17 protein-coding genes are annotated in these 18140 nt (G+C 41.3%); 4 read left to right on the top strand and 13 right to left on the bottom strand.

What is annotated here, in order from left to right:
* Positions 1-92: 92 nt before the first annotated feature.
* From BA79_RS03560 to BA79_RS03545, 4 genes are all read right to left on the bottom strand, one after another.
* Positions 93-3236, bottom strand: coding sequence for a bifunctional cytochrome P450/NADPH--P450 reductase (locus tag BA79_RS03560; RefSeq protein ID WP_035700919.1), 3144 nt, complete (start codon positions 3234-3236; stop codon positions 93-95).
* A gap of 21 nt (positions 3237-3257) precedes the next feature.
* Positions 3258-3839 (bottom strand): TetR/AcrR family transcriptional regulator, encoded by a 582-nt coding sequence (locus tag BA79_RS03555; protein ID WP_007499369.1) that lies wholly within the window; start codon positions 3837-3839, stop codon positions 3258-3260.
* 228 nt (positions 3840-4067) lie between these two features.
* Complete coding sequence (locus BA79_RS03550) at positions 4068-4778, bottom strand: DUF421 domain-containing protein (protein ID WP_035700916.1); 711 nt, start codon at positions 4776-4778, stop codon at positions 4068-4070.
* 64 nt (positions 4779-4842) lie between these two features.
* Positions 4843-7059: an RNA ligase gene (locus tag BA79_RS03545; protein WP_035700913.1), complete on the bottom strand. Its 2217-nt coding sequence runs from the start codon at positions 7057-7059 to the stop codon at positions 4843-4845.
* Positions 7060-7166: 107 nt separating this feature from the next.
* Here BA79_RS03545 and BA79_RS03540 point away from each other — a divergent pair, with 107 nt between their 5' ends.
* Positions 7167-7358, top strand: coding sequence for a hypothetical protein (locus BA79_RS03540; protein WP_035391946.1), 192 nt, complete (start codon positions 7167-7169; stop codon positions 7356-7358).
* A 13-nt stretch (positions 7359-7371) separates the two neighbouring features.
* On the opposite strand, the gene BA79_RS03535 is transcribed toward BA79_RS03540, so the two are convergent.
* The 7 genes from BA79_RS03535 to BA79_RS03505 form a co-directional block, all read right to left on the bottom strand.
* Positions 7372-8280, bottom strand: a complete 909-nt coding sequence (locus tag BA79_RS03535) for a DMT family transporter (RefSeq protein WP_017359593.1) — start codon at positions 8278-8280, stop codon at positions 7372-7374.
* Between the two features lie 133 nt (positions 8281-8413).
* Positions 8414-9136: a LutC/YkgG family protein gene (locus BA79_RS03530; protein WP_035700910.1), complete on the bottom strand. Its 723-nt coding sequence runs from the start codon at positions 9134-9136 to the stop codon at positions 8414-8416.
* Positions 9133-10557, bottom strand: coding sequence for a LutB/LldF family L-lactate oxidation iron-sulfur protein (locus BA79_RS03525; RefSeq protein ID WP_035700907.1), 1425 nt, complete (start codon positions 10555-10557; stop codon positions 9133-9135). The genes BA79_RS03530 and BA79_RS03525 overlap by 4 nt, the downstream gene beginning before the upstream one ends.
* A gap of 21 nt (positions 10558-10578) precedes the next feature.
* On the bottom strand, positions 10579-11295 hold the full coding sequence (locus tag BA79_RS03520) for a (Fe-S)-binding protein (RefSeq protein ID WP_035700904.1): 717 nt from the start codon (positions 11293-11295) through the stop codon (positions 10579-10581).
* Between the two features lie 188 nt (positions 11296-11483).
* Positions 11484-12335: an SDR family oxidoreductase gene (locus tag BA79_RS03515; RefSeq protein WP_008343941.1), complete on the bottom strand. Its 852-nt coding sequence runs from the start codon at positions 12333-12335 to the stop codon at positions 11484-11486.
* 135 nt (positions 12336-12470) lie between these two features.
* Positions 12471-12884 (bottom strand): Rrf2 family transcriptional regulator, encoded by a 414-nt coding sequence (locus tag BA79_RS03510; RefSeq protein WP_035700902.1) that lies wholly within the window; start codon positions 12882-12884, stop codon positions 12471-12473.
* A 48-nt stretch (positions 12885-12932) separates the two neighbouring features.
* Positions 12933-13406, bottom strand: coding sequence for a VOC family protein (locus tag BA79_RS03505; protein ID WP_051626170.1), 474 nt, complete (start codon positions 13404-13406; stop codon positions 12933-12935).
* Positions 13407-13565: 159 nt separating this feature from the next.
* Between BA79_RS03505 and BA79_RS03500 the strand changes: the two genes are divergently transcribed.
* Positions 13566-14009 (top strand): DUF2188 domain-containing protein, encoded by a 444-nt coding sequence (locus BA79_RS03500; RefSeq protein ID WP_035391952.1) that lies wholly within the window; start codon positions 13566-13568, stop codon positions 14007-14009.
* A 28-nt stretch (positions 14010-14037) separates the two neighbouring features.
* Here BA79_RS03500 and ku read toward each other — a convergent pair whose 3' ends face one another.
* A complete protein-coding gene (gene ku / locus BA79_RS03495; RefSeq protein WP_035391954.1) occupies positions 14038-14886 on the bottom strand; it encodes a non-homologous end joining protein Ku in 849 nt (282 codons plus the stop codon).
* Between the two features lie 115 nt (positions 14887-15001).
* Here ku and BA79_RS03490 point away from each other — a divergent pair, with 115 nt between their 5' ends.
* Together BA79_RS03490 and BA79_RS03485 are read left to right on the top strand one after the other, a co-directional pair.
* The gene (locus BA79_RS03490) at positions 15002-16867 is read left to right on the top strand and encodes a DNA ligase D (protein WP_035700898.1); all 1866 of its coding nucleotides are present in this window, start codon (positions 15002-15004) and stop codon (positions 16865-16867) included.
* Between the two features lie 34 nt (positions 16868-16901).
* Positions 16902-17597, top strand: coding sequence for a YoaK family protein (locus BA79_RS03485; protein ID WP_035700895.1), 696 nt, complete (start codon positions 16902-16904; stop codon positions 17595-17597).
* A 39-nt stretch (positions 17598-17636) separates the two neighbouring features.
* On the opposite strand, the gene BA79_RS03480 is transcribed toward BA79_RS03485, so the two are convergent.
* Positions 17637-17858 carry a hypothetical protein gene (locus BA79_RS03480; RefSeq protein ID WP_008343948.1) on the bottom strand — a complete coding sequence of 74 codons (222 nt, stop codon included), beginning with the start codon at positions 17856-17858 and terminating at the stop codon, positions 17637-17639.
* Positions 17859-18140: the final 282 nt, after the last annotated feature.

Here is an 18140-nt window from a genome sequence, read left to right as displayed (position 1 = left end):
AAAAAGAAAAACCGCCATTTTGGCGGTTTCAGATTGTTGACAAAGGGCTAAAATGTGATTTATTTTAGCCCTTTGTCTTCTTTTCAGTGAGATCAGCTCCATACATCTTTTACATATCTGTTGTCATTGGCTAAAGATGTCAGCCATTGTTCAGCTGTTTCTTTCGCACACTGTTTCTCAGTCTGATACAGTTCAATAAGTGTTGCCTCGACATCTGGTGCCATGACCTTTCCATCCCCGCAAATATACAGGTAGGCGCCTTTGTCGAGCAATTCAATGAGCTTGGCTCCATCATTTTTAATGAAGTGCTGGACATACACTTTTTGCTCCTCGTAGCGAGAGTAAGCACGGTGGATGGTGACGACTCCTTTTTCTTGTGCAAGCTGCAATTCGTCATAATACAGATCATCTTCATGCGGGTGGCGGCAGCCAAAATAAAGATGGGCTTCACCTAAAGACTTCCCTTCATTTTGCCATGCTTCCCTTGCCTGAATGAACCCTCTAAACGGGGCGATACCTGTTCCTGGTCCAATCATGATCATTGGTATTTCAGGAGAAGGCGGCAATTCGAATCCTGCTTGAGCTTCATGAAGGAAGCAGGCCACTTCATCTCCTTCTTGCAGTCCGCATAAATAGTTTGATGCGACGCCTGCGTATTCACCGCGTCCACTCCATGATTTTCCTTTCACAACAGCTACTGTGATACTAAGCCTCTTTTCATCCACCTTTGGCGAACTGGAGATCGAGTAATAACGAGGCTTCAATCCTGGTAAGAGGGCTAAGAAATGATCAAATGGCAGTTCACATGCTTCGTATTGTTCTAGTAAATCCAGCATGGTCACACGCTTCTTTAATACAGCTTCTTGATAAATTTCTCCCGCCATTTGTTCAAGTTCAATACGATGAGGTGGGCATACCGTATATTTTGCAAGTTCTCTTAGCTGAGTACGTGTCACAGGCTCTTGCAGCTCTACATGTGACGCCAGCAATTCTCCGACTTGAATTGGCTGATTTAAAGGTAAATGACTTGCTTCTTTTTCCGAAGAGAGTATCATGTGCTGCTCTGGATCCAGCTTGAAACGATCGGTCACTCGCTGAACGAGTGTTGCACTATTTTTTGGCACGATTCCGATATGATCTCCTTCTTTATAGTGCTTGCCTTCAGGTAATTGAAATTCGATATGCCTTGTTTGGCGGGTACTTTTTTCAGATTGTAATTCTTGATTTTTCAATACAACAGCTGAAAAAGCACCGTATGTTTTAGCAACAGGACGTTCCACTAACTCATTCGTATATGCAATGGATAGGTTTGGCTTTTCTTGGCGTTTCTCCTGCAAGGTTAAATTGAATTCTTTTGCAAGCTCATCGAAGACTGTCTTCTGGAATGTTTCTTTATCTTCATCCATATCACCGCCCGCATCGCCTTCACCAATATCCGTTACACGCTTCGCCCCTTTTCTTTCAAGTGCTTCATCAATCAGACGAGGAATACGCTGATACGTGCTCGCCCAATTTCGATCCCCGCACCCAAAGACTGCAAATGTCACGTTTGATAGATCTTGCTCCTCATCCTGCAACACCCAATCCACAAACTGTTTCGCATGATCAGGCGGATGACCGTTGTATGAAGCCGTTACAATTAAAACTGCGCCTGACTCTGGTAACTTTCGAGTATAATCATCAAGCGGTGCCGTTGTCACGTCAAACCCTTTTGCTTTTCCGTCTTCAGCAAATTCGTTTGCCATCTGCTTTGCTGTGCCAAGATTTGATCCGTACAAGACCAATAGCGGTGTCCCATGACTCGCTATTTTTGCTTCAGCAGATGCCGTGCTTTTCTTCACTTCTTCTTTCGGAGGCGCCATAAAGAATTGCTGCTTTCTTGGCCGTACTTTGATTTTAAAATCGTTCGGTTTAATCGTCAGGGATTCTTTTAAATCCAGTTCATACGACGTATGGTCAATCAATTCAAGGTTGTGCAGAACCATCGCCAGAACCATCGTGGCTTCATGAAGGGCAAATTGCATCCCAATACATGCACGCTGGCCATTTCCGAATGGTTTATAGGCATGCTGTGGAATCTTTTCAGGATGCATAAAACGTTCAGGCTTGAATTCTTCTGCATCCTCCCCCCAAACCGCTTGATCCCGATGTAATTTAGGAAGCAGCACATTGACACTTTGGTTTTTTTTGATCGGATATTTTTCTCCAATGACTGTATCCTCTTTCGCATAAAGAGAGAACGTAGGCGCCGTCGGCCAGAGGCGAAGTGCTTCATTTAAGACCATACGCGTATAACTTAGTTTTTGAACCTGCTTAAATGTCGGCAGGCCGCCTTGTAGCACGTCGTCTGCTTCTTGTACGGCTTTTTTTAATTTGTCTGGATTTTTCAGTAAAAAATAAATCGCAAATGACAACAATCCGCTTGTTGTTTCATGACCCGCTATTAAGAAGGTAATGATTTGATAACGGATATTTTCATCTGACAGGCGTTCACCTGTTTCAGGATCCTTTGCATGTAGCATGAGAGACAGTAAATCATTGCCCGTTTTATCTTGTTTTTTCCGTTCTTGAATGATGTCATCTACTAATTGCTTCATAAAATCAACATCTTGTTCAAATTCTTTTCTTCTTTTGATCATTAATTTATCTGCGACCGGCAATCTGCTTGCTTGATCCATCGCTTCATTTAAACCATTCAGCATGCTTTCAATAAATGGATGCTGATTTTCTTTATAAAAGCTGTTAAATCGAAAATCAAAACCACATAGCCCGATCGTATCTAAAGTGAGCTTTGTCATATCCTCTGCTACTTCAATTTCTTCATCACGGCCCGTTCTTTGCCATTTTTGTACAAGCTGTGTGGCAATATCGAGCATCATCTCATGATACCCCTTCATGGCCTGCTGGCTAAACGCCGGCATCAAGATGTGATGAGCCTTTCTCCAGTTCGGCTCTTCTGTCCAACTTGTGAATAACCCATCCCCTGAAAAAGTTCTCACTTTATTGAGACTGCTTCCAATGAATTTATCAAAACGCCTCTCATCAAATACTTCTTTGGCAAGTTCATGGCTGGAAACAAAAATACTTGTTGCTTTTGAAAATTCAAACTGAAAGATCGGCCCCAATTCATCTGCCAGCCGCCAAAAGCTTTGAGAAAGCTCTCCCTTTTTGATATGAGGGATATTTTTAAAAGGTCCATATGTTTTCGGTTTTGGAATGATTGATGTTTGTTGCATGTGCCCACTCCCTTTATTTCTTTATGATGCAACGCTAATGGCACGCCATAAGCATTGCTCAATATCTTCTAAAAATTCAATCGTTGGCTCAATTTCCTCTGCTAGAATCTGTTTATGAAGCTGAACGAACGCTCCAAAAACAATGGATAAAATCGTTCTCCCTGAAAGATTTGGATGAATTCCATCCTTTTTGCCTTCTTCAAAAATATGAAATAGCTCATTTAATAGCTGCTGCATCTTCTCTTTACTTGTCTCATCTAAATAGTGTGAGCGTTTGTCAATTTCTAAGAAGTACAGACCACTTGGATTCTCTTTTGTAAAGAGCACTAAGCAATAAAAGACATGTTTGAAATAAGCCCTAATGCTTGCTTTAGGGTCTGGACTGTTTGTATTCACCTTGTCGATAAATGCAGTCAGACTTCGCTGGTATAAAATGTTCACAAGAGCTTCTTTACTATCAAAATAACGATAAATGGTTCCTGCTCCAACATTGGCTCTTTTCGAAATCATCGGCATCGTTGTACCGTCAAAACCCCGTTCAATAAATAAGTCCAGAGAAGCCTTCATAATCTGCTCCTGTTTATCAGTAGTTGCTGCGGGCATTTCATCCTCTCCTTTCGTTTTATCAGGAATGAATGTTCATTCCGCTTGATGTATATTATATTAATATTTTAAATTCTTCTATTTATACTTAAACATACTTATTTTTCTCCGTCACTACATTTTCTGAAAATAATAATAATTGAGAAATGATACCTAGATAGATGACATCCAAACGACTTATAAATATTGGCAGTTCTGTGACGCGCGGGTGTCGTCTGAACTATATGTTCATTCTTGGTCAATTGGAGAATGGATGTGATCGTCATATGTATCAATATATAAACTGCCATTACTTGAACGAACCGCATAAACAATGTCTTTTAAAGACAGCTGCCTTTTTTGAATTTCTTCATAGATCCACTGCTCCGTTAATTGGTTTTCATGAAGGTTTTTCAAAATGAGCTTTCCGTCCATAATGACTTCAATGGGCATGTAACGCTCTGCCTGCATCCACAGGTTAAGATCTTTTCGCGTGACATAATCAAATGAAGGGTATTTTTTCACTGACATATGCCCATCTGTTTCAATCATTGCAAATTCAACTTCACTAATGTCAAACACATTCTTTTCTCTGAGCTGTTGATTTAAATAATCAAGTGTATACCTCATTCCTTTCATATTCTCTTCAAGGATTTTGCCATTTTGAATCACAAGCGTTGGTTTACCGGCCATAAAACCTCTCATCTTCCGGCTTCTTAAAGCAAGTAAAGAAATCACATAAATAATGATCACAAGTGTAATAAAAGAAATGGTTGTGTGATGAAGCGGAAGCGTAGTATTAAACGCCAAGTTCGCCGCAATTGAACCTAGACTGATCGCCGCAATGAAATCAAAAATATTCATTTGTGCAATGGTTTGCTTTCCAAGAAGACGGGCACCGCCGAATAAAATAGCAAAAGCAAATATGGTTCGAAGAATGACTTCAATGTGATCTGGCATTTCAGCTTCCACCTTTCGATTTCATGAAAAAAAGCCTTTTCTTTAGAAAAGACTCTTTGTTAGACTATGCATTTATTCCGTCATTATTCAAATGGGCTGCTTCCGTTTGCTCAAATTGTGAACGCAGCTCAATGATTGAGCTGTTTCTCACGTTTACTGGATCTTGCTCGAGTAGCCATGTATAAAATCTTGCTTGCTCTGCTGTTTGCAAAGCCTGCATATATTTTTGGGTGGAGCGCTTATCTGCAACACGCTGTTTAATGGATCGCATTTGCTTCCAAAATTGATAATAAGGAAGCTTTAACTTGGTCATAAAGCCGCTGTTATCCTCAATGACATAACCTTCTTCTTTGATTGTGTCATCATGTGATACAGATTGATACCATTTATAGAAAGAGGTCCAATCATGAAACACTGCCACTTGCTGTTTGCACCGCATGCCAAGCTGTTCACTGAGCCTTTTCACTTCAGCAAATGGTTCTTTTTCATAGCTCAGCTGACGCTTCACGATATCAAGTAAAATGAGTTGATCATGATCATATGTGATAATATGCGGGTCTTTCTCTGGCAAAATGACTTCAAATACAAGGGATACATGGTTGTCGCGTACGTATGATTTGATGTAATCGACCTGCACATCGTCAAAGGTCGCATAAAATAGCTCTTCGACCCAAGCAGCATGCTGATTTTGCTTCACATGTGACGTATACGATTTGGACGTAAACACCAGTTCATCTTTTATGTCGTTAAACCCAACCGTGCCTAAGTATCCATTTGCTTTATCATAGACCGTCACAGGAAATTGAAGATGATTCACTAAATGCTGCATTCTGGTTTCAGGACGTTCATCAATATTAAAGAACTTATTATAACTTCTAGACACAATCTGCTTTGAAGTCATATTGATAAACAACCCTCTTGCTTTGACATTTATTTCATCCCATTGTCTTTCACTAAATGCTTTTTTCGTGAAATTAAAAGATGAAATATCGTGTGGCAGCTTTAATTCTTGTACATATTCATGCTGATCTAAATGGGATAAAAAATCATCCAGCGTCACATTGGGCTGAACAAAGACCGGTTGCTTGTTTGCAGAAGCTCTGTAGACAGGATTGTCAATTTCATGTGTCTCAATCCCGCCTGCTGTAATTTTTAACACACGCAGCTGTCCTCCAAATTCAACCTGACCTTCGAGATTATAAGATCTTTCCGCCGCTTGGATAGGCAGTCTATATAAATTGCGATGACCGTGAATTTGAATGATATCTAATCCAGAAGTGTTTTGCACAAATAAGTGGTCAATGTCATCTGAATATTCACCTACTCCGTGAACAAGCTGCTGCGTTGAGACATGCAGAAGCTCTTCTGGCAAATGGGCAAGCCCACCATGGGTGACAAGAAATGTCTGACCATGATACGTAAAATAGGTGAGCTGATGAAATGTTCTGACAAACTTCCTTAATTCTTTTAGGTCAAAACCTGCTTCCGCAATTTCAGGCGCAGTATGACGGTTAAACATATTACTTCTCACTTTTTCTTCATATGCATATTTGTAAAGATGCTGATCATGATTTCCTTCAATGACGATCACATTGCGGCATTCTCTATGTGCCAGCATCCATTCTAACACTTCCTTGTTTTCTATTCCTCTATCAAGCAAATCACCTGCAAAGATATAAAGCTCGTTTTCTTTCAAGTCTCCTTGCAAATAAGTATTTAGAGCTGTGTAACAGCCGTGAATATCACCGAAGACGTGAATGGCCTCATACTGATCAAAAGACCTGGGCTGATACGTCATAATGGCTGGATATTCCTCAGGCGTCAAAACGGTTACCCATGAAGGCACCTTCTCTGTCTTTAACCGTTCATTCATTTGATATAACACAGATTCCTTCACTACTTTGTGCGGCTCTCGACCGCGATTTTGCAGCAGGGATGTTTCAAGAGGCACTTGCGTAAAATCGACGACATACACTCTATAGCGGTATGAAGTAGCTAATGATTTATACTGCGAAATGGACTTACTTGTGACATGTGTTGCATCAATGACAGTAAAGTCTCCTCGTTCCATTCGGGCTGTGAGGAGTTCAAATAATAAAGACCAGACTTTATGATCATGTTTGCTTGAAATTTCTGGTTTCCCATTGACTGATAACTGCGGAGGCTGGGTTAACAGACGGATCTGATCCGCTGATAATGTATATGGTTCTAAGCCTTGTTCTTTGATCCAAGTTGATTTACCTGCACCTGGGAGACCTCGTAAAAGGACTAAAGTTCTCATAATGGTTCTCCTTTAATGAGTGATATTTTACCTATTATAGATAAATTATGGATAAATCTCAATCTTTTATTGTTTATGGTAATATATAGATATAAGGAGGGTTACACATGCCTAATGAAGCGAATACTGCATTCAACATTGGGGATATCGTATTTCAAGTATTTTCTCTTCTATTTATTGCATTGATCGTGACCATCGTGGTCATCGCGATTCGAATGATAAGAAGAAAACAAGTGGAATTGAAGAAAGTCGAGGCTAGATTAAACAAAGTAATTGAAAAAAATCATTTAAAAGAGTAAAAAAATCCGGGAGTTAGCCGGATTTTTGTGTTTTCATTACGATCCCTTGTCGCTGCTGCATCAAAAAGAAAAAGACACCTAAAAGGACAAGAAGACCACCGAACATTTGCAGCAGCGTGACTTTCTCTCCAAGCAGTAAAACAGCGAGTATCGTTGCCCCAACAGGTTCGCCTAGAATACTCATTGAAATAGTTGTCGCATTCACATAGGTTAACAGCCAGTTATTAATCACATGGGACATGGTAGGAATAATGGCGAGCAGTAAGAAAATCCCCCATTCTTTACCCGAATAGCCTACAAAAGGCGTTTGCTGTATAAGGTTAAATAAAATTAAAAAAAGGCCGGCAAAACCAAATACACAAAAACTATAAATCCAATGAGATATCTTTCTCACAGCTTGTTGGCCGATTAATAAATAACAAACAACAGCGATTACACTGAAAAAGGATAAAATGTCTCCTATAATGGCGTCTTGGTTATGTCCGATATCCCCCCATCCGATCATGAGCGCACCAACAATCGCCGCACACATTGTGAAAATGGCTGACTTCGTTGTTCGTTCACGAAAAATGAGAAATCCGCCTAATAATGACACCATCGGCTGAAGTGCAATGATGATTGTAGAGCTCGCCACTGTGGTGAGCTTCAATGAGCCGAACCACAAAACAAAATGGAGCCCTAAAAAGAAACCTGACATACATAAGAAAAACCAGTCTCTCCGCTTTAATGAGACAAACTCTTTTTGACGCGGCAGAATAAACGGAAGCATCAAAACCGCCGCAAATATCATTCGATACATACTTAAAATAGCAGCAGGCGCACTTGACCACTTCACAATAATGGCCGAAAACGAAATCGCAATGATTGAGATCACAAGCGGCACCGCAATCGACTTCTTTGGAGCATTTGTCTTCATTTCCATTAGCAGCTTCCTTTACATCAGCAGTAGATGAGCTTCTCATCTTGTATGACGTCATCTTACTATGACTATTCGCCTAGAGGCAAGATGAATTTTTAGAATGTTTACATAAAAAAAGCTTTCTTCACGAAAGCCCTTATTCATCATCTATTAATACATACACAGCCCGCACCGGGCCATGAACACCAACGACTAAATTCATTTCAATATCGGCAGAATTACTTGGACCTGATATAAAATGAATGGCGCCTTTCGTCTGCTCTCCTTCTTCTACTAGGCGATGAAGAGCTGAAACAGCATGAATCATCCGCGGGACAATTGTGCTTTTTTCAATACATACGATATACATCATCGGTAAAAAATGAAGTGCTCTCCCTTGACCTTGATGGGAGGAAAGAACAACGGTTCCGGATTCTGCAAGTGTGTAATCGCTGAATACCACTGCATATTTCGCTTGTTCTGCCTGCCTTATATTTTCTTCTCTTGATGTATCTGCATTCCAGCTAGTGACTGAGATTCCTTCTTTCTGCAAGGCTTGAAACATAGGATGACATTCATATTGTGCAAAACGTCTATCGCTCGAAGTCATCACAGGACCTTCTCCATACTCTTTCATCAATAATCGTAACGTTGAGGGTGCTTCTTTTGGTGTTGTTTCTACCACTCTCGTATGAATTTGCTGACATTGCACCTTCAATTGCTCTACCAATTCTTCTTTCGACAGACCTTCATTTGTTTCCCAATTGACTCGATGCTTCCAAACCGGACGCCGAATAGATGCAGGCTTGGTGGAGCTTTTGCCTAATTGTTGCTGGATATGTGCTAAAAATGAATCCCGATGAGAAATGGTTCCTTTCATTGCCGCTCCTCCTTTTGTTTCTTTTTAAACCAATCCCGAAACCTTTCTTTGCTTGGCGCTGGGAGGTCACGAATTTCTGTCCAATTCTTTAAAGGACCCGCACCTTTTGAAATCTGTCCGTTTGAAGCCATACGTTTCAAGAGCACAGGGGCTGCTTTTGTGCCAAATCGATACATTCTAGGAGTGGATGCGCCCATTCCGAACATTTTCATTGCCATCATTTCCGCTTTAGGCGCTCTCCCCTCTTTTTCAACGATGACTTGTCGATGTTTGATTAATAATTCGTGAAGTGGAATTTTCACTGGACAAGCATCTGTACAGGCTGCGCACAAACTTGAGGCGAAAGGAAGCTCTTGGTAGTCGTCATATCCTCCAAGTAGCGGCGAAAGAACAGCACCAATCGGACCCGGGTAAATTGATCCGTACGAATGACCGCCAACATGCCGATAAACGGGGCACACATTGATACAGGCCGCACACCGAATACATTGCAAAACTGGCTGAAATTCCGTCCCTAATATAGTTGACCGTCCGTTATCCACAATGACCAAATGAAACTCTTCTGGTCCATCGACCTCTCCTTCTCCTTTTGGTCCCACGACAGAGATATAGCTTGTTAACTTTTGACCGACTGCGCTTCTGCACAATAGGCCGACAAGGACATCGAGCTCCTCCGTCGTTGGTACAAGCCGCTCCATCCCCATGACTGCGATATGTGTCTTTGGAATGGACGTGACAAGATCCGCATTCCCTTCATTCGTCACAAGACAAATCGATCCTGTGTCAGCCACAGCAAAGTTACAGCCCGTCACACCAATGTCTGCTTCAAGAAATTTTTCTCGTAACAAAGCTCTTACAAATTTGGTCATTTCTTCAGGAGTCTCTGACATATCATATCCAAGCTTTTCGTGAAAAACTTCCCGTATTTGTTCTTTCGTCATATGAAGGGCTGGTGCCACGATATGTGAAGGTGGTTCATGGTCATCAACTTGAAGAATATATTCTCCAAGATCGCTTTCAACTACCTCGCAGCCAATCTCTTCTAGCGCTTGATTCATTTCAATTTCTTCTGTGACCATTGATTTTGATTTCACGATCTTTTTTGCTGCTTTTTTTTGTGCTACATCTTGAATGTACGCCGATGCCTCTTCCTTTGTTTTTGCAAAAAACACATGACCTCCACGTCTACTCACGCTCTCACTTAATTGATATAAATAGTCATCAAGATGAGCCAGTGTATGCTGCCTGATGTCCTCTCCAAGTTCACGCCACTTTTCCCAGTTTCCAAGCACTTCACTTGCAGTCATCCGTCTTTTATACAGACGCTCCTGTGCAGAGGAAACAGCTCCTCTCATCACAGCGTCTTCTAATCCTTCGCCGATCCGCTCTTTAAAAGCCTTCTCTCCAATTTTCATACTCATGTGCCGTTCCCCCTCTTAGCTTCAGCGGCTATTCAACACTTCTGCGATATGCATCACTTTAACTGGCTTATGAAGACGATTCAGCCTTCCCCCGATATTCAGCAGACATCCACAGTCAGCACCGATGATATATTCAGCGCCTGTCTCCTCTATGCTTTGTACTTTTTCATCGACCATCTGCTCAGAAATGGGTGTCATTTTGATTGAAAAAGTTCCTCCAAATCCGCAGCAATTTTCAGCGCGAGGCAATGGTTCCATCACCAAATCTTTGACATTTGACAACAGTGTGAAAGGCGCTTCCTTAATTCTAAGCAGTCTCGTCATATGGCAGGAGGTATGATAGGTGGCTTTTCCTTTCAGACTCGCACCTACATCTGTTACATGTAATATATCAACAATAAATTCCGTTAATTCATATGTTTTCGCAGCAAGTGCCTGAGCACGGGCGAACCACGCTCGGTCTTCTTTAAAAAGGTGCGGATATTCTAAAAACATGGCCTTACAAGAACCTGATGGTGTGACGACATATTCAGCTGATTCAAAGGCTTTCATCATATTTTTGGCCGCTTTGATTGTTTCTTTTGTATAGCCGCTGTTAAAGGCGGGCTGCCCGCAGCACACTTGTTCTTCAGGGAATTCCACTTCAACACCAAGCCGCTCTAATACCTCAACAGTCGCCTTTCCTACATGTGGCTGCATCGTGTCAATGATACAGGTGACAAATAAACTGACTCTCATCGGCGAACTTCCTTTCTTTTACTGCACCTTGATTTATATCTGGTCATCTGACGACTAAATAATAGACTTTCATTTCATTTTAATCCCAAATTTCTGAAATTTCAACGAACGGATTTGTCTAAAATTTGGACATCATACTTGTGAAGGTACATGAAAAAAACGCCCTTTTACAGGGCGTTTTTACATGTTTAGTTTGACATCATTTCTCGTATTCTATCTTCAATAGGTGTTAAAGAGCGGCCTAATAGTTTTTCGAAATCATGGCTTTCGACTGCTAATGCCCCATCGCGAATTCCGCTTTGCATCGCTTTGACAAATGGAACAGCTTCTTTCGGTACACCATTTGACGCTAAAAATTCTCCAAATGTATCTACATCCATGTGCTCTACTTTGATTTCTTTCCCGCTCACTTTGCTGACCATTTGTGCAAGTTCAGTGTGTGTGCGAAGCGGTCCTGACAATTCATAGATTTCCTGATCATGTGCCGGCAGTGTTAACGCATTTGCTGCTGCTTCTGCATAGTCATTTCTTGTTGCCCAGCCGACTTTACCTTCACCAATTGGGCTGATAAACGGCGCTCCGTTCACTGATGCCAGAATCGTATCTTTTTCATTTTCCACATACCAATTGTTTCTTAGAAAAACATGAGGTATGCCAGAGGCCAAAATTGCTTCTTCTGTTTTTGCATGGTCATGTGCTAGGTTAAGCTGACTTTCTCTTGCATTGACAACACTTGTATAAGCAATAAATGACACATTTGCTGCTTTCGCTGCTTGGATGGCATTGATATGCTGCTTCACGCGGTCTCCATCCCCAGACGAAATGATCAAAAGGCGATCAATCCCTTGAAACGCTGATTGAAGTGTATCCGGCTGTGTGAAGTCTCCCTTGCGCACATCCACCCCAGCTTCCTTTAGATGAACTGCTTTTTGCGGATCTCGAACACTGACCGCCAATTGTTCAGCTGGTACTTTTGCGAGCAAATGTTTGACGACGAGCGATCCAAGTTGTCCTGTTGCACCTGTCACTAATAATGTCATTGATTTGACCTCCTCATTTTTCGTTCAACGGTGATGTTTCATGTATGAAGCAGCTGGTTTCTTGCATCAGATCATTCGTTATAATCGAAATGGTTACAACGAAGGGGTAAAAAAAGCTCTATGTATGAGCTTTTTCTACTCCGCCTCGATTAATAATTGCTTAATTGTCACTTGTTTAAGGTGATGCTCAAGTGCGGACTGTGCTTCTTTAAGTTCTTGCCGCAGTCTCGTATCCATGGCTTGACCAATTGGACATGCAATGACTGGTTGATGAAAGTTAAATAACTCTTCATCTTCGCTTACATCCACAGCCCGGTACACATCTAGTAGAGTAATGTCCTCTGCCGGCCTTTTTAAAGAAGCACCGCCAACTCCTCGGCGAATCTCAATGAGATCCGCCTTTTTGAGCATAGCCATCATTTTTCTGATAATGACTGGATTTGAATTAACACTTTCTGCAATAAAATCCCCTGTGCACTCTTTTGAAACACCCGCAATAAAAGACAAGATATGAACAGCAATGGTATATCTGCTGCTAATTTGTTTCACATTCCTTCACCACCGTTGTAATCAATATAGTTACAATAAGCGGTTTTGTCAATCAATAAACGGATGTTTCTTTCTTTCCCAATCTTCAAATGTCATCATCTCATGATGTTCTCCTGCATCGATTTCAAGCGGTGCAATGCATTCAAGCAAATTGCCATCTGGGTCAAGAAAGTAAATCGCGGCATGAAATTGTGGCGGATTATCAAGTACTAAAGGCTGTTGCTCTTCCGAAAAGCCAAACATCGGATGTATGCTGATCCCTTTTTCTATCAGCCATTCTTTGATCTGCTCAATGCTGGATGTTTCTATTTGGAACGCAACATGTCGCGTCGCTGGATGATATGGAATAGTGGATATATCAGCCTTCCATAAGCCAAGCCAGCTCTTTCCTTTCTCAATCCATAAAAAGGCCACTCGTTCATTTTCATGAGCAAGTGTTAATTCCAATTTTTCATAAAAAGAAATGGATGCCTTCAAATCACTCACAGGTAAATGTGCTTCATACAAGCCTTTCATCATCATTTCAATCACTCCTTTACTATCTTCTATTGTGCAGGAATTGAAAACATTCTTCCTCAGCAAAACGATGTATTTCAACCAAGCCATTGGATTGAGATGGTTAAATGTTTGATCCATTGCATATGGGGGAAGGTGTTCAAATAAAAGAAAGGAGCGTTCAATATGCCTTGGACAATGGAAGATTATCCAGCTTCATTCCAATCACTAGACAAAGTCATTCGAAAAAAAGCACTTGAGATTGCCAACAAAATGGTGCAGGAAGGCTATGAAGAAGGTAGAGCGATTCCAATTGCGATCAATCAAGCGAAAGAGTGGAAAAAGAATGCGACGGAAAAAGAAATGGAGGACTTTCACTCTCATGGTTCTGTGACTCCTTCTAAGAAAAGCAGCTCTGCACGACCTGAGCTCATGGATCATGCGCAGCATGTCGTGAAACATGATGAAGGCTGGGCGGTTCAAACTGAAAAAGCGAAGCGTGCAAGTGAGGTAAAAGAAACGAAACAGGAAGCCATCGACCGCGCGAAAGAGATTTCATCTAAAAAAGGAACAGCAGTTGTCATCCACCGATCAGACGGGACGATTCAGGATGTAGTGAAGCCAAAATAAGACCGCCCTTTGGCGAGCGGTCTTTTCTTTATGCATTCTTTTCTTTTTTAGCGGGTGCTTTTCTTTTCTTAGGTGCTGCTTTTTTCGTTTTTTCTGGTTTTGATCGATCGATAGAAGCCTGCAAAGCGGCCATCAAATCAGTGACATTGGATGAAGCCTCTTTTTTACCTGTCGTTTCTGGTTGAACGGTATGTTCTCCAGAAATTTTGTCTCCAATGACATTCATCAGCTGCTCTCTGTATTCATCGCGATAAGCGGCTGGATCGAATGTGGTGGTCAGCTGCTCAATTAAAAGGAGTGCCGTATCTAATTCTTTCTTCACGATGTTTTCCTCTTGCGGGATATTCGGGACATCTGATACTTGCCTAATTTCGTCAGGGAAATGAATGGTTTCCATTAGTAAAATATGTTCGTAGCACCTAACAATCGCTAATTGCTCCTTTGAGCGAATCATGATCTTGGCTACACCGATTTTCCCTGATTCTTGTAACGCTTTTCTTAATAATGAATAAGCCTTTGCTCCGCCGGTATCTGGAGATAGAAAATAACTTCTTTCATAATAGATGGGGTCGATTTCTTCTATCTTCACAAAATCAATAATTTCGACGGCTTTTTCTTCATTTTCTTTTCTCAGCCTTTCGAGTTCTTCCTCATCCAATTCAATGAATTTATTTTTGGCATACTCGTACGCTTTTACAATTTGCTCTGGCGCTACCTCCTCGCCGCAGTTAGCACAAACCTTTTTGTAGTTAATCGGCGTATGGCATTCTTTATGAAGCTGTCTTAATTTAATATCTTTGTTTTCTGTAGCGGTAAACAGCTTGACTGGAATATTCACCAGTCCAAAGCTAATGCCGCCCTTCCATACTGTATGCATCGTAACGCCTCCGTTCTTTTCTCCTTACTATGTAATGTTTTCATCAGAGTTATGTATGTTTATGAAAATTTCATCCCACCATAAGAACACATGATGTAAGGAAGTGAAAAACACAATGAAACCGATGCGTTTAACGTCTGCACATGGTATTCCTGTTGGAGCAGACTGGCTGTATGAATTAAAATATGACGGCTTCAGGGCCATTCTTATTTGGGAAAAAGACGCCATCCATTTAGAGAGCAGAGCGGGAAAACGATTAAACAAACAATTTCCTGAAGTCATTGAGCAGTGCCAGCAACTAACAAAGCAGCTTGCACCTTTTTTACCGCTGACCCTAGATGGAGAATTGGTCTTTTTACTGAGTGAACAAGAAAGCGACTTTACTAAAGTTCAGCAAAGAGGCCGCCTGAAAAACACAGAAACCATTCAACGCCAGGCTAAGCGGTTTCCATGTCATTTGATTGCATTTGATCTATTGAGATGCAAAGGGAAATCCCTCGTTGATTTACCGCTGATTGAAAGAAAAGCTGAGCTGCATGAGGTGTTCCAAGCTGCAAATCTTCCTCCCTCCGTTCAGCTGAATCACCCCTCTCTTCTTCAAATCATCCAAACCGATAGCAGCCCTGATGACATGAAAAAAATCATGCTGACCTATTTAGCGGAAGGATTAGTTGCTAAAAAGAAGATGAGTAAATGGCAGGAGCATACCCGCTCGAAAGAATGGCTCAAAATCAAAAATTGGCGGTATGTATCTGTCATCGTGACTCGTTTTGATAAAGACAATGGCTATTTTCAAGGATGTCTTTATCAAGAAACGAATCTCGTAGAGGTTGTCCAATTTAAGCATGGTTTTTCTAAAGAAGAAGAACAAACCCTGCGCACCTTATTTCTAACCAAAGGTCAAATGACTGAAGCATCACATTATGAAATCCCACCATCCATTGTCGCAAAGATTGCCTGTATCTCTTTTGATGGATCAGCCTTACGAGAGCCCCGGTTTTCTTCGTTTTTATTCGATGCAGATCCAGCAACGTGTACCTTTCAACACATGCTCAAACAGCTTTATCCGCTCCCAACTATGATTGACGTCACCCACCCAGAGAAACCGGTTGTACCTGCCCTTCATATCACAAAGGCAGATTACTTACTTTATTTGAGGCAAGCCGCTTCCTGTTTATTACCCTTTTTACGTGAAAGACGTCTTACGTTAATACGCTTTCCTCATGGCACTGGTGGAGAATCTTTTTATCAAAAGGCAACGCCCGATTATGCGCCTGATTTTGTTGAGACAGATCAAGCGCACGATATTTCTTACACAATCTGTAATGATCCTAACACGTTGCTTTGGCTTGGTAACCAGCTGGCGATGGAATTTCATATTCCTTTTGAAACGAGAGATACAGATCGGCCTGTAGAAATTGTATTTGATTTAGATCCGCCTTCTGTTAAAGAGTTTCACCTAGCAATAGAAGCAGCCAAACGAATCAAGGCCATTTTAGATGGGCTCTTTCTCACCGCATTTATTAAAACAAGTGGTGGGAAAGGGCTGCAAGTTTATATCCCTTTGAAGAAAAATGCCTTCACATATGAACAAACTAGACAATTCACTGCATTCATCTGCCAATTTTTATGTGAACAAGCACCCGAGCTGTTTACGCTAGAGCGTCTAAAGAAAAACCGCGGCAACCGTTTATATTTAGACTACCTTCAACATGATGCTGGAAAAACAATCATCGCCCCGTATTCCCCGAGAGGAAACGAGCTCGGACTTGTTGCAACACCGATTGAATGGGAAGAATTAAATAGCGAAGAATGTCACCCTTCTTTATTTACGATGCCGGCTGTTATGAAACGTCTAAAGGAAAAAGGCGATCCATTCCGGAAAATGAGGCACCATGTGAATGATGATTCTTTTCGACAAGTTTTATATCAGTTGCAGGACATGTTACCAGCTCATAAAATGGACATACGCGGTCATTAAGCGTTACACTTATTCATTAGAGAGAAAGAAAGGGATGACCATTTTGACCGCACACTCAATACGAAACATTGCACTGATGTTCTTATGTCTTACCGCAGGAATAGTGGATGTTATCGGCTATTTAAGCCTAGGGCATGTGTTTACAGCAAATATGACGGGAAATATTGTACTGCTTGGCATTGCAGCAGGCAGTTCATTGCAGTTAACCGCTCTTCATTCCATCACGGCACTTAGCGGATTTGTTCTAGGTGTTTTACTAGCTGTTGTCATAGGTGGAAAACAAGAAAAAACATTTTGGCCAAAAGCCGTTACACGCATCTTTATCATAGAAGTCATCATCTTGCTTCTATTTGCTCTTATGACCATTTTCCCTTATACGCAAGGTGCTTATTTTATGCTGATTATTCTTTTAAGTATGGCGATGGGCATGCAAACGGCGGCCGCACGCAAATTAAATGTCGCTGGCATTTCTACAACAGTTTTAACGAGTACACTTGCTAACTTATTTGAAGATTTGGCGCAGCGCTTATCAAATCGGGAAAAAAGAAAAGCCCCTATTCAGCATGTGAGCTTTCTGCGAATTGGATCTATTGTCTTTTACTGCCTAGGTGCTGCTTTAGCAGCATACACAGATGCGTACGATCCGTTTATCATCATTTGGCTGCCTATTTGCATCCTAGGGGTTATTGTAATCACAGCTACATTTAAGCACTTTCACCAATTGAAATAGCCAATCTTAGATGGCTATTTCAACCACTTTGATGAAACATTAATAACTTCTTACATAAAAACCAGGAGGACGCCCCATAATGAATGTGGAGCCATATGGAGAATATCCAGAAAACGTCCCGAACCCTCCATATCCAGGGTAACCTCCTAAGCCCGAGAACACGCCAGGGCTCACATAATACCCGCCAAAGCCAATATGAGGTCCCACTGCTCCACCGCTAAAACCGCCGCCATGAAAGCCTCCATACACCCGTGGATCCATACAATCACCTGCCTTCAACTTACACTTCATCTCATCATATGCGTGACAAATGGAGCGGTGTTCCCTCTTTTGTAACAATTTCTATGTACAATAGACCAATTTCATAAAATTTGAATGAAAAGTCCTGCAAAAAATTAAATTAAGCAAAGAAAGGTGACCTTTTTAACTTGTTGCTCTGCCCTATGTTTATTTAGAATAATGGAGCAGGTAACAAATTTGCACACCCCCTTTGTTGCGAATTCTTCTTATTAAACGTTCTTGCAGCGTTTAATAAGAAGAGCC

It is taken from the genome of Bacillus altitudinis 41KF2b (assembly GCF_000691145.1).
GTDB lineage: Bacteria > Bacillota > Bacilli > Bacillales > Bacillaceae > Bacillus > Bacillus altitudinis.
The sequence above is the reverse complement of the archived record's forward strand: the minus strand, read 5'-3'. Positions and strand labels throughout refer to the sequence as shown.